The sequence below is a fragment of the Marinilactibacillus sp. XAAS-LB27 genome (genome assembly GCF_036039175.1).
In the GTDB taxonomy this organism is placed as follows: domain Bacteria; phylum Bacillota; class Bacilli; order Lactobacillales; family Carnobacteriaceae_A; genus Marinilactibacillus.
Genome location: NZ_JAYXKP010000009.1, coordinates 1 through 15,723, shown reverse-complemented (window position 1 = coordinate 15,723; position 15,723 = coordinate 1). Strand labels below are relative to the sequence as shown.

General features: G+C 36.5%; 11 protein-coding genes and 1 riboswitch. Of the genes, 1 reads left to right on the top strand and 10 read right to left on the bottom strand.

What is annotated here, in order from left to right; genetic code table 11:
* Positions 1-27 precede the first annotated feature (27 nt).
* The 10 genes from mutS to metK all read right to left on the bottom strand — a co-directional run bounded on the left by mutS (position 28) and on the right by metK (position 14,174).
* Positions 28-2,652: a DNA mismatch repair protein MutS gene (mutS, locus tag VXN63_RS10780; protein WP_327758091.1), complete on the bottom strand. Its 2,625-nt coding sequence runs from the start codon at positions 2,650-2,652 to the stop codon at positions 28-30.
* A gap of 52 nt (positions 2,653-2,704) precedes the next feature.
* Positions 2,705-3,508, bottom strand: a complete 804-nt coding sequence (locus tag VXN63_RS10775; protein WP_327758090.1) for a TIGR00282 family metallophosphoesterase — start codon at positions 3,506-3,508, stop codon at positions 2,705-2,707.
* 194 nt (positions 3,509-3,702) lie between these two features.
* Entirely contained in the window at positions 3,703-5,268 is a 1,566-nt protein-coding gene (gene rny, locus VXN63_RS10770; RefSeq protein WP_327758089.1) for a ribonuclease Y, read from the bottom strand.
* A 371-nt stretch (positions 5,269-5,639) separates the two neighbouring features.
* Positions 5,640-6,770 carry a recombinase RecA gene (gene recA, locus VXN63_RS10765; RefSeq protein WP_327758088.1) on the bottom strand — a complete coding sequence of 377 codons (1,131 nt, stop codon included), beginning with the start codon at positions 6,768-6,770 and terminating at the stop codon, positions 5,640-5,642.
* 227 nt (positions 6,771-6,997) lie between these two features.
* Positions 6,998-8,287, bottom strand: coding sequence for a competence/damage-inducible protein A (locus VXN63_RS10760; RefSeq protein WP_327758087.1), 1,290 nt, complete (start codon positions 8,285-8,287; stop codon positions 6,998-7,000).
* A gap of 162 nt (positions 8,288-8,449) precedes the next feature.
* Positions 8,450-9,037, bottom strand: coding sequence for a CDP-diacylglycerol--glycerol-3-phosphate 3-phosphatidyltransferase (pgsA, locus tag VXN63_RS10755; protein ID WP_327758086.1), 588 nt, complete (start codon positions 9,035-9,037; stop codon positions 8,450-8,452).
* Positions 9,038-9,113: 76 nt separating this feature from the next.
* On the bottom strand, positions 9,114-10,010 hold the full coding sequence (locus VXN63_RS10750) for a helix-turn-helix domain-containing protein (RefSeq protein WP_327758085.1): 897 nt from the start codon (positions 10,008-10,010) through the stop codon (positions 9,114-9,116).
* Between the two features lie 312 nt (positions 10,011-10,322).
* The gene (gene yfmH / locus VXN63_RS10745) at positions 10,323-11,612 is read right to left on the bottom strand and encodes an EF-P 5-aminopentanol modification-associated protein YfmH (protein WP_327758084.1); all 1,290 of its coding nucleotides are present in this window, start codon (positions 11,610-11,612) and stop codon (positions 10,323-10,325) included.
* A 7-nt stretch (positions 11,613-11,619) separates the two neighbouring features.
* A complete protein-coding gene (gene yfmF / locus VXN63_RS10740) occupies positions 11,620-12,873 on the bottom strand; it encodes an EF-P 5-aminopentanol modification-associated protein YfmF (RefSeq protein ID WP_327758083.1) in 1,254 nt (417 codons plus the stop codon).
* Positions 12,874-12,983: 110 nt separating this feature from the next.
* The gene (gene metK, locus VXN63_RS10735) at positions 12,984-14,174 is read right to left on the bottom strand and encodes a methionine adenosyltransferase (RefSeq protein ID WP_327758082.1); all 1,191 of its coding nucleotides are present in this window, start codon (positions 14,172-14,174) and stop codon (positions 12,984-12,986) included.
* Positions 14,172-14,259, bottom strand: a riboswitch (SMK box riboswitch). Its footprint overlaps the gene before it by 3 nt.
* A gap of 886 nt (positions 14,260-15,145) precedes the next feature.
* Here metK and aac(6') point away from each other — a divergent pair.
* A complete protein-coding gene (aac(6'), locus tag VXN63_RS10730) occupies positions 15,146-15,586 on the top strand; it encodes an aminoglycoside 6'-N-acetyltransferase (protein WP_327758081.1) in 441 nt (146 codons plus the stop codon).
* The last annotated feature ends 137 nt before the right edge of the window (positions 15,587-15,723 follow it).

The following is a 15,723-nucleotide window of genomic DNA, read 5'->3' as shown; positions in this document are numbered from 1 at the left end:
GGCTCCTTTCTCCATTCAGATGGGTATTTATTGGAGTCTATCTTGTAAGTCATTCAGCAATGTCATTGCTTGTAGTGGTGTCAAATTCATAATATTGGTAGCTTTTATCCTCTCTAAGACAGCGACTTCTCTCTCAGCCGATTCAGATATAAATAAAGATAATTGCTCATCAAGTTTTTCTTGAACTTTTTGGTTATTTTCTTGTTTTTGAGAAGGAGCTACTGTAGTTTCTTTTTCCGTAGATTGCTCAAATAGTCCTGCTTGTTTTTGTTCTAGTTCAGTCAGTATACCTGAAGCTCGGTCAATCAAAGTGTCCGGTAGTCCTGCTAGCTTCGCAACTTGGACGCCGTAACTTTTATCAGCCGGGCCCTCAAGCATTTTATGAAGGAACACAAGCCGACCATCTTCTTCTACAGCACCTACGTGAATATTTTTCAAATGATCCAACCGTTCTTCTAAAACGGTCAACTCATGGTAATGAGTTGAAAATAACGTCTTAGCCCCAATTTTATCATGAACATATTCTATGATAGCTTCTGCGAGAGCCATTCCGTCATAGGTTGCGGTTCCGCGTCCAATTTCATCGAATAGTAGTAAACTTTTATTTGTGGCAAACTCTATTGCATGATTTGTTTCCATCATCTCGACCATAAATGTACTTTGTCCACCAATCAAATCGTCCATTGCCCCGATACGCGTAAAGATACGATCAAAGATGGGCAGTTTCGCATATTCTCCTGGAACATAACAGCCAATTTGAGCCATAATAACCGTCAAAGCCAATTGTCTCATATAGGTACTCTTACCTGACATATTTGGCCCCGTGATTAGAAGAATGTCTGTGTCCCCTTCTAATTCAATATCATTAGGCACATAGACTTGTTCTTTCATTACTTTTTCTACAACAGGATGACGCCCTTCTTTGATTAAAATATCTTGAGATTCTGTGTTGAATTCAGGACGAACATAATCATAGGTCTCACTGATACAAGCAAACGACTGTAGACAATCAATTTCAGCAACAATGCTAGCCAGTTTTTGTAGTCTTTTAATTTGTTTTTTAACTTGTTCACGAATTTCGATAAACAACTCATATTCAAGCGCTTTGGATTTTTCTTCTGCTTCTAAAATCAATGCTTCTTTTTCTTTTAGGTCAGGCGTGCTATAACGTTCTGCATTCGTTAAAGTCTGCTTTCTTTGATATCTCTGCTCATCAATTTTATCAATATTGGATCGAGTCACTTCGATATAATAACCAAAAACTTTATTAAAGCCGATTTTAAGATTCTTGATGCCAGTCAGTGATCGCTCTTCTGCTTCCATGTTCGCGATCCACTTCTTACCATTGATCATAGCATCTTTATATTCGTCAAGCTGATCCTGGTAGCCCATTTTGATGATTTCACCATCTGTAATAGACAAAGGTGGCTCTTCCTCGACTGCTGTTTCAATCAGTTCCGCAATTTCTTCTACAGGATCAAGTTGGCCGAGCAACTCATCCCATTCATGATTCGCGTTCATGCCTTCTATTATCTGGATCAATTTTGGAATTTGATTCAAAGAATTCTTTAACTGAATCAAATCACGCGCATTCACTGTTCCAAAAGCCACTCTTCCTGCTAGTCGCTCAAGGTCATAAATACTCGTCAGCGTATCTGTTAAATCTGTTCTTTCAAAGAAATGATTGATCAAAACACTCACGATATTTAATCGATTTTCTATCGCTTTTTTAGAAATTAGTGGTTTTTCGAGCCATTGTCTCAGCTTTCTCCCACCCATAGCTGTTTTGGTTTCATCGAGTAACCAGAGTAATGTGCCTTTCTTTGACCCGTCTCTTAAAGAAGTTGACAACTCTAAATTACGGCGGGCTTCTTGACCATAAATCATATAATGAGACGTTTCATATTGCTGCGCCGGTTGCAAATGATCCAGACTGCGCATTTGAGTTTTGATCAAATATGTCAGTAAAAGGTCGATTACCGGATGGATTTGTTCATCCGTGCACTCTTTTTTTAATTTTTCTAACGCCATTACCTCGACGGTTTCTATTGATATTAAAGACACGAGAATATCGAGTTCCGTTTCTAATCTTTCAACGAGAACCGGATCCTGATTTCTTTCAAATAAAACTTCCTTGATTTTCAATGACTGCAGTTCTGTTTTAATTTCCTCTTGAGAATGTAACTTAGTTGCTTTTAATTCTCCAGTAGTTAAATCGGTATAAGCCAGTGTATAATACTCATTCACTTTCAACACTGCTGCAATGTAATTATTTTCTTTAGCTTGAACAGATGACGCGTTCATCACTGTTCCAGGAGTGATTACTTGTACGACTTCTCGCTTGACCATTCCCTTTGCCAACTTAGCATCTTCAACTTGCTCGCAGATAGCTACTTTATACCCTTTTTCTATTAAGGCATCAATATACCTTTGCGCAGAATGATGGGGTACACCACACATTGGGATTTGTTCTTCCGCGTTTTTATTTCTACTAGTCAGTGTCAATTCCAACATTTGTGCTACTTCTACGGCATCATTAAAAAACAATTCATAAAAATCGCCAAGTCTGTAAAACAAATAAGCGTCAGGATACTGTTCCTTGATCTTTAAATACTGTTCCATCATTGGTGTGTGTTTTGTCTTTTGAGGCATTTACCTCACCTCTCTATATCTAAAATAAAGGATTTTTTTCATCTAAATCTGCTTAATCAAAAAACGGTGTATCTTCATCTATACGAATAGGTATAATGGATTTGGCTTTCCCTGTTGTATCGTTTAATTCTATAAAGCATCCATTTAATTTCTTTCGACCAGTTTCTGGCACTTCAAATCGAGCTGGCAACTGTGTAAGGAACTTTTCAATAATTGCTTCTTTTTTCATTCCTAGTACACCATCATAAAAACCAGTCATCCCAGCATCGGACATGTAACCTGTTCCCCCAGGTAAGATTCTATGATCATTAGTCTGGACATGCGTGTGTGTCCCTACAATCGCGGATACTTTACCATCCATGTACCAGCCCATTGCTTCTTTTTCGCTTGTTACTTCAGCATGAAAATCAATAAAGATATGAGGCGTTCTTTTTCTGGCTTCTTCTACCAGTTCCATTCCTACTTTGAAAGGATCTTCAAGATCCGCCATAAACACTCTACCATGTAGATTGATCACTGCTAATTCTTGTTGATTGATTTTAATATAAGCAATACCTTTTCCTGGAATTCTGGAAAGATTTGGATAGTTCGCTGGACGAATTAGTTTCTTGGAATCATCTATAAATTCGACAATCTCTCTTTTGTCCCATGTATGGTTTCCCATTGTTACAGCGTCAACACCACATTGAAGAAACTCCTTGTAAATCTTTTCTGTTATCCCTCTGCCACCGGCTGCATTTTCTCCATTTAAAATCGTTGCCTGTGGCTTGTATTTTGCTTTTAGCTTGGGTAAGTACTCTTGGACCATTTCTCGTCCCATAGAGCCCACTACATCCCCAATAAATAGTATTTTCATTTAACTTCCTCTTCTCCATTCGGTAACTATTATTTTACCAGTATTGACAGGATAAAATCAAAGTGAATTGATAAAGATCTTTTCCCGTATGTAAGCCTTGGTGACGCACTCGTTCAGTCTCATACTCTGGACATTAACATTAAAAAAAGAAGAACAGCCTTTGCTGTTCTTCTTGAATGATACTGTTCGTTTAATTATTTTGCATATTCAACGGCTCTAGTCTCGCGAATGACCGTTACTTTAATGTGTCCAGGATAGTCCATATCTTCCTCGATTTGTTTACGAACACTTCGTGCCAATTTAGCAGACATACTATCATCTAACTGATCCGGTCTAACGATAATGCGAATTTCTCTACCAGCTTGAATTGCATAACTTTCTTTGACACCTTCAAATCCATTAGAAATTCTTTCAAGATTTTCAAGTCTCTGTAGATAGTTTTCAAGAGATTCGCTTCTAGCGCCTGGTCTCGCTGCAGAAATTGAATCTGCCGCTTCCACCAAGACTGCAATGATTGAGCTCGCTTCAACATCTCCATGATGGGAAGCAATTGCATTAATGACCGTTTCGCTTTCTTGATATTTCATCGCTATTTGAGCACCAATCTCAACGTGAGATCCTTCTACTTCGCTATCCAATGCTTTACCAATGTCGTGCAGTAATCCAGCTCTCTTAGCTAACTGAATATCTTCTCCAAGTTCTGCTGCCATTACGCCAGCGATTTTGGCCACTTCAATTGAATGATTCAAAACATTTTGACCATAGCTTGTTCTAAAGTGTAAGCGCCCGATTATTTTAATGAAATCAGGATGTATTGAGTGAATACCTAAATCAAAAATAGCTTCTTCACCAATTTCTCGGATACGTTCATCCATTTCTTTTCGAGATTTTTCTACTGCTTCCTCGATTCGGCCTGGGTGAATTCGTCCATCTGAAATCAGTTTTTCAAGTGCCATTTTAGCTGTCTCACGACGTATAGGATCAAATCCACTTAATACGACTGCTTCTGGTGTATCATCGATTATTAGATCCATACCTGTCAAGCTCTCAAGCGTACGTATATTACGTCCTTCTCGTCCTATGATACGACCTTTCATATCATCATTCGGTAAGTTTACTACGCTGACAGTTGTTTCGGTAACTTTGTCTGCTGCAGAGCGTTGTATGGCTTGAGTAATTAAGTTTTTGGCTCTACGATCAGCTTCTGATTTCGCTTTGTCTTCATATTGTTTGACCATAATTGCTAATTCACGAGATAATTCTTTTTCTGTTTGAGATAAAACGATTGATTTCGCTTCTTCTTGAGATAAAGCAGCAACAGCTAGTAATTTCTCTTGCTGTTCTGTAATTAAATCCTCAGCTGCTTGCTCCAAGTCTTCAATTGCTTTTTGTCTACTTGTCAAACGATCTTCTCTACTTTGTAAAGAACTTTCTCTCTTGTCTATCGTATTAGCTTTTCGTTCAAGATTGTCTTCTCTCTGGTCCAAACGATTTTCTTGACGTGCTACTTCAGAGCGTCTTTCTTTTAACTCCCATTCTACTTCTGTTCGGTAAGAATGGATTTCCTCTTTGGCCTCTAACAACGCTTCTTTTTTCAAGGTTTCAGCTTCTTTGTTAGCATCTTCTACTATGTTATCCGCTGTTTTTCTTGAATCAGCAAGTCTTTTTTCAAAGCTTTTTTTATTTAAATAAGCTCCTACGAAGATTCCGATGATTAAAGTAACGATAGCGAAGGCTACTGAGTATAAAAGAGTAGTCATTTGGTCACCTCCGTATCATTATTTAGTTTACATTTAATTCATGTATAAAAAAGTCAGGTACTATTTATGTTAAGCAACGACCGTTTTCAATTATTGAGAACGTGCGTCAGTTATAATAAAGTATTTATGATTAACATAATTGTGTAACAGACAATCTAATTTTAAAGGTCTTATGCCTATGTGTCAATACAGTTTGTAGAAAGAGAAGGATTTTAGACCTTTTTGTTGAAAAATCGTTTAAAAGAACTTCATTCGTACATACTTCAATCAGCTGAAGTTTTCTTTTTTTAGCACGATACAATCAAAATATAACCAAAAAGCACCACACAAATAAAGAATTTGTGTGGTGCTTCACTTCACTTTAAAAAGAATTAAACATCTAAAGTCTCAGAGTCAGATTCTGTTTCACTTTCATTCCCTGTTTCTTCTGATCCTATAACATCGGGACTTTCTTCAAGTTTAATGACACCAGCGTCGCCACTTAACTTGTTAACAAACTCGATATCTTCTTCACTACCAATATCGTAAGCAACACGAACTCTTTTTTCAATTTCGAGGCGCATTTCAGGGTGATCTGTAAGATATTGTTTTGAGTTCTCACGACCCTGTCCAATTCTTTCTTCACCGTATGAGTACCATGCACCAGCTTTATCAATAATCTCAGCATCAGAGCCCATATCTACTAGTTCTCCAACTTGAGAAATACCTTCACCATACATAATATCTACTAACGCTACTTTAAATGGCGGTGCAACCTTGTTTTTAACAACTTTGATTTTAGTTTTATTACCTGTCATATCTTTACCAGACTTGATGGCTTCACTACGACGTACTTCTAATCTAACTGTAGCGTAGAACTTCAACGCACGTCCCCCTGGAGTCGTCTCAGGGCTACCAAACATAACACCGACTTTTTCACGAATCTGATTGATAAATAGCGCAATTGTTTTTGTTTTGTTGATTGATCCAGATAGTTTACGAAGAGCTTGTGACATCAAACGTGCTTGAAGACCAACGTGAGAAGCACCCATTTCTCCGTCAATTTCAGCTCGAGGTACTAGTGCTGCTACAGAGTCAATAACAACCATGTCCACTGCACCACTTGAAACAAGTGCATCTGCAATCTCTAATGCTTGTTCACCTGTATCTGGCTGAGAAAGTAATAATTCATCTATGTCTACACCTAAGGCACGTGCATATTTAGGATCTAGTGCATGCTCAGCATCTATAAATGCCGCAATACCACCATGAGCTTGTATAGAAGCAATTGCATGTAAAGCAACTGTTGTTTTACCAGAACTCTCTGGTCCGTACACTTCGATAATACGTCCACGAGGATACCCGCCTATACCTAACGCAACATCTAACGCAAGAGAACCACTTGGTACGGTTTTAACTTGAGTATCGATTTTTTCGCCCATTTTCATAATGGACCCTTTACCGAAATTCTTCTCAATCTTGCTTAGTGCTGCATCTAGTGCTTTTCTACGATCATCTGTCATTAATATATTCTCCTCCTATTGATTCAGGACTTAATTTTGATATACTTTTAAGCTTACTACTACTATTTAACCTACACATTTATTGCTTTTTTATAGACTAATCCTCTTTTGAATCTAGTCTATTTATAGCAAACGTGCATTCTCTACTACTCTATTATTTTACTGTTTTTCTGAACAAAAAGCAAGCTTAAATCGAACATTTATTCGCAATAAATGCACTTTCCATTTTATGCTCTTTCGTCGTTATCATTCATGTAAAATACTTTTTCTTGTATTGTAAGACCCAGCAATGATCGACGAACAAGATTTAAAGCATTCAATACTGCAAGATTTCTGTTATTATCTCGGTCTCTTTTAAAGTGAAAGTGCTTTGCAAAAGTTGTTTGTCCTTTATGTGCAATTCCTATCCAGACAATTCCCGCTTCTTTACCTTCTAGGGGATGAGGCCCTGCTACGCCTGTTAGAGATACTGCAATATCTGCATCAAATTTTTCTAGAGCTTTCTCAGCCATTTCTACTGCACACTCAGCACTCACCACGCCATACGTGTCAATCGTTTCATTTGAGACGCCAAGAGCCTGATGTTTCTTTTCAGAACTGTAAACTACGATTCCGCCATCAAGTACTGAACTGGCACCTTGTTCACTCGCAATACAACTTAAAAAGGCCCCTCCGGTCAAGCTTTCAGCAGCAGTAATCTTTTTACTTTGTTCAAATAAAAGCGACTGAACAACGTAAGAAAGGGTGTGATCTCCATATCCGTAAATGTAATCACCAATTTTAGCTTTTATTGCTTCTTCTACTTCTGTAATCATCTTTTCGCACTCGTCTTCAGTCTTTCCTTTAGCAGTTATCCTAACTTTTGATTCTCCGTTAGAAGCATAAATAGCAATAGTAGGATTGGATTGTTCCTTAATTATACTATCTAATTGCTCTGCTACTTGAGCTTCTGTCAGACCAAACAATCTAATCATTCTAGAGACTAATTTTTGATTTTCTTGTTCCAGTTCAATCAGTCTATTTTTAAGATAGTTTTCGACCATAGGTTTGAGTTCACTTGGTGGTCCAGGAAGCATAACATAAGCTCGATTATCTTTTTCTAAGAATACCCCTACTGCTAATCCATCGTCGTTTAGCAAGGGCTCTGAACCTTCTAGTATAAGCGCCTGAAGTCGATTGTTTTCTGGCATTTTGAAATCGCTATCTCTATGGCGTTCAATAATTTTTTCTTCTGTTTCTTCATGTATGACCATATTTAAGCCTAGATGCTTTGATACCACTGATTTTGTTATGTCATCTTCAGTAGGTCCAAGACCTCCTGTCAGTATGATCGTATCTACTCTAGATTCGGCTACTTTAATCGCTTCAGCTAGCCTTTCAGCATTGTCTCCCACAGTTACCTGATGATAAATCTCAATACCAAGAGAAGATAATTCTTTAGATAAATAGGCAGCGTTCGAATTAATCACCTGTCCCATTAATAATTCTGTTCCAACGGTAATAATTTCAGCTTTCATACTACTCCTCCTACATATAAATACTGTTTGATTAATCTTAATCTAATTTTTTTAGATAGCATATTTTGATTTTATCATATTAAATTTCAGAATACCGCTTCAAGGATTAAAAAAAAGCGTGCGCAATCCTTTAAGATCACACACGCCTTATTCAAATGTCTATCAACTACTGAAGGTTCCTTTGAAAAAATGTCTCGCATTGTAAAAATAGTCAAATCCAGAATATAAAGTGAAAATTAGACAAATATATAATAGAATTGTCGCAACGGGGATACCTGTCCAATTGAAAGGGAAATTACTCAACAAGAGAAAAATAATAGCAAGCATCTGCGTATTAGTTTTCACTTTACCTGGCCAAGATGCAGCCAATACCGTTCCACCTTGTTCAACTAATAATAGTCTCAAGCCCGTAACCGCCAGTTCTCTACATACTATAACCGCTACAACCCATGCGGGAGCCATATTTAACTGAACTAATAAAATCAGTGCTGTCATAACCAGCATTTTATCTGCCAGTGGATCTGCAAATTTCCCAAAGTTTGATACAATGTTCATTTTCCTTGCAAGATAACCGTCCAACCAATCAGTGAAACTGGCAACAGCGAAAACAATCGTCGCAATCAATAGCTTAACTTCAATAGAAGAATTTAAGATTTCTAAAGTTCCTAAATCTATAGGCATAACCACTAGTACGATAAATATCGGAATCATGAAGATTCTAAGCATCGTTAGTTTATTCGGTAAATTCATAGTTTCCTCCTAGACATTCAAATGAAAGACCAGGGTTAATGGAATTAACTCGGTCTTTCTCTGAAAAAGCATTCTATTATTGCTCGAAGTTAAAAATCAGATCTTGTTTAACAGCATTCGCCGATTCCGGTGCATACTCTACAGATTGTCCACTTAATTGAACAGTTGTGACAGCAGCATTTCCAATCACGACAGCTACAGTCTCTACATCTTCCGGTAAGTCTGTAGAGATAGATTCTCCGCCAGACAGAAGCGCTTGCTGATCTGTTGTACCATCTACAGTGATACTAACCCATGAATCTCCACCTTCAGCATTCAAAGTCAGACTCTTATCATCCGGTAATGGGCCGGATACACTGTAAGTCGTCGTACCACCAGTACTCGACTCTTGCGCAATAGTGAATGGATCTTCTGGTTCTGGTTCTGGTTCTGGTTCTGGTTCTGGTTCTTCTTCAGTATCCTCATCATCAGCCGGAGCCTCTGGTTGAGTATTCTCCGCATCTTCATTACTTTCGACATTCACATTATCATTCTGTGCACTTTCGTCTTGATTCACAGATGAGTTATTATTATTGGAGTTGCTACTAACGGCTATATAAAAAGCCAATGCAATACCTAGAACTAATAATATAATCAAAATTGTCGGTAAACTATCTTGGATGGTACTCATCATGCCATTTTCTTTAGGCTTTGTTCTAGTCTGTGTTGTTCTAACTTGCTCAGTGATTTCTTCACTCTTAGGTGTTGGAATATCAGAATGATCCTTTAACAGTTGTTCTCCATCTAAGCCGACAGTATCCGCATATTGCTTGATAAAGGCTCTAGCATAGAAATTACCTGGTAAAACCTCTAATTTTCCTTCTTCAACAGCAATCAAATATCTTTTTTGGATTTTAGTCATTTGTTGCAAATCATCTAATGTATATCCTTTGGCTTTTCTAGCTTCTTTAAGCTTTTCGCCTACTTCATTCACTCTTGTCACCTACCCTAATATCATTCTTATAGCCTGTATTATACTTCTATAGAAAACAACCACTCTAGTGATTCATATTCTTTGGACCTATTTTCTATTTCTACAGGGATCAGGTCAATCTTTATAATTTTTTTATTAACACTCATTATATAACCGTTTATATTTAATATAAAACAAGGGTTATGGACCTATTTATAAAAGTATACCACACGAAAAACTTTGAGTATAGGGTGATTATTGCATCTGTACTGGATCCTATTAAAGATTTATTAATGATTGAAATTTATTGATTTTAAAGCCCATATTCAAGCTCTAAGTTCTTTTGAGAACATGAAATACAGACATGTTTTTTTCTATCAAAAAGCTTGAAGCTAATTGTTTAATATCCTCCAATTTAATTTGTTCCATTAACGGTACAATATCAAAAACGGATGCTTCCATCTCTGAAAGGTCAACGAATTGTTGAGCAATATATTCCAAAGAGTTCAGTGATTGTAATTCTTGTCCGATACTTCTTTTTTTAACTAAATCAAAATGCACTTCATTTAAATCTGGACTCTCAGATGCCGTTAATAAGAGTGTCTTAAGGATCATCGTTAACTCGTAAGGGTCTTTCGCATCTCCCCCAATACTAAGATAATCAATTTGTCTCTCAACTGTATGTTCATAATTAAAACTATCATCTATTAGACGTTCATTGTATAACTTTAAATAGGTCGTGGAAGTCTCTCCAAAAAGCAATTTCAATAAAAACTCCATCTTGATTGAATACCTTAAAGCTTCGACACCTTCAAGGTCATCGTTATCACCTTTTATACCAATCAATACTTTGGCTTTAACTACATCAGCTTCGATTGATTTATAAGGAATGAGTTCTTGTTGCTGCACAACTGGGAATTGTCTTTTAATCTCTTTTTCACTCTCAAAATATTTATCTAACTGATTTTTTTTGACCCACTCTATGATCTCTTTTTCATCAATATTCCCCGCCACAAATAATTGCATGTTACTTGGGTGATAAAACGTACGGTGATTACGATATAAATCGTCCGCTGTAATCTTTTGAATACTGTTCAATGTCCCTGCAATGTCGTTGCTGACTGGGTGATTGGGGTATAAATTTTTAAGTAGCCCTAAAGCGACCGTCCACTCTGGCTGATCTTCATACATTTGAATCTCTTGACCAATGATCTCTTTTTCTCTTTCAACAGATTCGTCTGTGAAATAAGGTTCTTGTACAAAATTTAAAAGGGTTTCTATATTCTCTTTTATAGAGCTTGTGCTAGAGAAAAGATAAGCCGTTTTAGTTAAACCTGTAAAAGCGTTTGCTGAAGCTCCATGGTGCGCAAATTGATCAAATACGTCTCCTGATTCAGTTTCAAAAAGTTTATGCTCAAGAAAGTGGGCAATACCAGGAGGAAACTGTATAAATCTATTTTCTCCGTAAGGAATAAATTGTTGATCAATCGCCCCAAATTCCGTACTAAACAAAGCGAAAGTAGTATGATAATCTTTTTTAGGTAACACGGTTATCGTTAACCCATTATCCAATTTCTCTCTATAGAGGGTCTCTCTTAAATGCTTATATTCAATTTTTTTCAACTTAGACTCACTCTCCCGATAATAAGAATACGGCTTTTAATTCTACCGTTTTCGCTACATCTATAATATCTTGTTTTGAAACAGCATCAATTCTATCAGCCCATTCTACAAGACTTATCATCGGTTTATCGATTAAATTAAAACTGTAATACTTTTCTATCAGACTTTCTGCATGGTCTTCGGATTGGATTAGAGCATTCTTCAACAAAGCCTTAGTTTGAAATATAACATCTTCAGAAAAAGCGCCTTCTTGAATAGAGTTTAATTGTTCTGCTACTAATTTTTCAACCTTTATAGCTTTCGTAGATTCAATTCCTGATTGAACATAAAGTACTCCATTAAAACTATCGATTCCGCTCGCAATGTCGTAAGCTAGTCCCTCTTGTTCTCTTAAAATTGTGAATAAATTAGAATGTGGGAAGCCACCGAATAACCCATTAAATACTTGTCCAGCATAATAATGGTCTTGATGATAATATATAGTCGTTTTATACGCCAAATTAAGTTTTGCTTGTGTGATTGGTTGAATTTCTTTTTTTCTAGTTACATCTTTAACTTCATTAATGCTATAAAACAACGATTCGTTATTGACCGTTCGAGCTTTGAAATTGAAATCAACGAAAGCTTTTTTAACTCTCTCTTCTTCAAGATCACCTAAAACCACAATATCGATTTTGTCATTTAAAATCATATCTTGATAAACAGCATACAAATCTCTTTGAGACAATCCAGTTAAATCTTCTAGCCTACCCCAAGAAGGAATTTGTTGTTCCAAAGTATCAAAATAAAGGCGGCTAGTTTCTATCCCAGCATATTCTTGCTTATCTTCGTATACCGCTTCGTATTCGTCTTTTAAGTTTTCTAGTTCTCTTTGAAACGTTTCTTTATGAAAAGCACCATCATATACATTTGGATAAAAAAGAATGCTTTTTAGAAATTCTGTTGCTTTTTCGAACAATCCTGTTTCATTTAAATACGTTTCGTCTACTATATCTAAATCCAAAGTTAATACATGATACTTGCCTACCTTGGAAACATCTGATGATAACTGCGCGCCATAAAGTTCTGAAAGTGCCGTTCTATAGTCTGTTTGTGTTGGATAATGCTGACTATTCGTACTTAGTAAGTTTGCTAATAAGGCTCTTTTCGTAATTTCATTGGCATCTATTAAAGACTTGAAATTGATTCTAATAGACACTGTTTTAAATTTTTGAGTCGATAATACTTTTAAATTAACCCCTTTTACCAGTTCTATTTGCATATATCCTCCTGAATCGTTTTCACTTAGCTTATTTCGGTTTCTACCACTTATTTAAATAACAAAAAGACTAGAACAACAAGGCTCTAGTCTTAGAGTATGAACTTATCGATTTATAGTAGAAGTGTTTTAAGATTGTCTACTTTATCTACATTTTCCCACGGCAGATCAATATCTGTACGGCCGAAATGACCATAAGCAGCTGTCTGCTTATATATCGGGCGTTGTAGATCAAGCATTTTAATAATGCCAGCTGGTCTAAGGTCAAATGTCTGACGAATGGCTTCAATAATTTTCGAATTAACCACTTTTCCGGTTTCAAAGGTATCTACTGCTATTGAAACGGGTTGAGCCACACCTATAGCATAAGCTAGTTGCACTTCAACTTTATCTGCAATCCCTGCAGCAACAAGATTCTTAGCGATATAACGAGCCGCGTAGCTGGCTGATCGATCTACTTTAGTAGCATCTTTCCCAGAAAACGCTCCTCCACCGTGTCTTGCGTATCCACCGTAGGTATCAACGATAATTTTTCTACCTGTTAATCCGGCATCCCCTTGAGGTCCACCAACTACAAATCTACCAGTAGGATTAATATAATATTTCGTTTCTTCATCCAACCATTTTGCTGGGATCACTTCTTTAACGACATGTTTGATCACATCATTTTTCAAAGTTTCGTAATCTATCTCAGGAGAATGTTGAGTACTCACTACGATTGCATCTATACGCTTAGGTTGATCATGCTCATCATATTCAACTGTGACCTGAGCTTTAGCATCCGGTCTAAGATAATCTAATATTTCTTCTTTTCTGACTTGAGCAATCCTTCTCGTTAGACGATGACTTAAAGAAATAGGTAAAGGCATCAACTCTGGCGTTTCGTTTGAAGCAAATCCAAACATAAGCCCTTGGTCTCCAGCTCCTATTTTATCAAGTGAATCATTTTCATTTGAAGCTTTTGACTCAGCTGAATCATCTACTCCAATAGAAATATCTGGTGACTGATCATCAATTGAAACGAGTACTGCACATGTATCCGCATCGAAACCATACTTAGCACGCGTATAACCGATCTCTCGAATAGTATCTCTAGCAATTTTCTGCATATCGACATACGTATTCGTTCTGATTTCACCAGCAATTAAGACTAAACCGGTTGTTACCATAGTCTCACAGGCTACACGAGCATCTGGGTCCTTTTCAAGAATTGCGTCTAGTACAGCATCACTGATCTGATCAGCGATTTTATCCGGATGTCCTTCTGAAACAGATTCTGACGTAAATAATTTTTTTTCTTCCATTGTAGTATTCCCCCTACTGTATTATCGGTTACAAGGCTTCCGACCTGGTCTGTGGTCGTCCTATCGGGAATTCATTGTAAACCTATATTATTCTACCACATTAGGGAAGAACAATCATTCTGAATTCAAAATTATTTCAGGTAATCTTATATAATTATGATATGATAAAGTTAAACACTACTATACTAAAGGATGATAAGATTGAAATTTAGAGTATCTGAAACCATTAATAATCCATTATTTTCATATATTTTACTACCTATATTTTACATACTAATAGGAACGATTCTTTCCTTAACCTATTCCAACCTCAACTTCCTTTCTTTCTTCCTTTTGACGACCTTTGTTCTAATCAATCAAGTCATTGAGGTGAATCTTAAGGCGTCCTTGAACGAGAAAAAAATGCTTAAAAAGACACTCATCCTAATATTAGAGGGTCTGCTATTGTTAAATTTAACCTATTTCCTAATTGTTCATTCAGTTGCTACTTTTCTTTTACTCCTATGTTATGGGATACTGACCCAGACAGTTTATTTTTTTAAACTCTATGAACTCGACCTTTTTTCTATATCTATTTCAACAGTATTAAAGGCTTTACTACTCAATACAATAGGCTTTTATATTCATACTGGCTTCTTTTCTCTAGTTCTTCTGCGATTCTTTATTCCCTTACTTATTCCTATATTTTTAGCTGAAACTTCAGAGAGGAATAAGCCAGTCAAACGCTCCTTTGAGATCCAATTCATGAGTATTGCTTATGTATTAACTATTGCCATGCTGTGGACAAACAGCACTTGGTTAAGTTTAGGAATGTTGTTGACTGCTCCGGCATTACTGCTAAACCCAGTCAAACTTACAAATTTAAATAAAATCATCTTATTTTTCTTCAACTATGCGGTAATCTTATTGTTGACTTACTTTTTTTACTAAAGCTATCTCATAATTTGAAGATTGAGAAAGGAAGTCATAGAGTGATTACTGAAGTAACAGAAATTCATAGAAACGACACTTACACATTACTGAAATCTTTATGGCCTGATATGACTAGTGAAGAACTATCTGCATTATTTCATACTTTGATAACTCATTTTAATCATACTGCTTACCTTTACTATATGAATGACAAAGCTATCGGTTATGCTCAGACTTCTTTAAGACACGACTACGTGGAAGGCACAAACACTTCTCCTGTAGGATATTTAGAAGGTATTTATGTAGAACCCTATTACAGAAGACATAAGATAGCTCAAGAATTATTAGAACACTGCGAACAGTGGGCTTTGCAAAAAGGATGCACTGAATTTGCTAGTGATTGTGCATTCGAAAATTCCGAAAGCACCCTTTTTCACACGAATTCAGGATTCAAAGAAGCCGCCAGAATTATCTGTTACGTAAAACCATTAACAAAGTAATTTATTAGATTTCACTAAAAAAGGCCATTCGAGTAGTAGATAATGAGTACAAAAAAGCGATTCATCTTAAATGATGAATCGCTTTTTATATGAAGCGGGTGACGAGAATCGAACTCGCGACGACAGCTTGGAAGGCT

Bases quoted from the DNA above. Each gene is read 5' to 3' on its own strand.
- mutS (WP_327758091.1), bottom strand. From the start codon at position 2,652: ATGCCTCAAAAGACAAAACACACACCAATGATGGAACAGTATTTAAAG.
- VXN63_RS10775 (WP_327758090.1), bottom strand. From the start codon at position 3,508: ATGAAAATACTATTTATTGGGGATGTAGTGGGCTCTATGGGACGAGAA.
- rny (WP_327758089.1), bottom strand. From the start codon at position 5,268: ATGACTACTCTTTTATACTCAGTAGCCTTCGCTATCGTTACTTTAATC.
- recA (WP_327758088.1), bottom strand. From the start codon at position 6,770: ATGACAGATGATCGTAGAAAAGCACTAGATGCAGCACTAAGCAAGATT.
- VXN63_RS10760 (WP_327758087.1), bottom strand. From the start codon at position 8,287: ATGAAAGCTGAAATTATTACCGTTGGAACAGAATTATTAATGGGACAG.
- pgsA (WP_327758086.1), bottom strand. From the start codon at position 9,037: ATGAATTTACCGAATAAACTAACGATGCTTAGAATCTTCATGATTCCG.
- yfmF (WP_327758083.1), bottom strand. From the start codon at position 12,873: ATGCAAATAGAACTGGTAAAAGGGGTTAATTTAAAAGTATTATCGACT.
- metK (WP_327758082.1), bottom strand. From the start codon at position 14,174: ATGGAAGAAAAAAAATTATTTACGTCAGAATCTGTTTCAGAAGGACAT.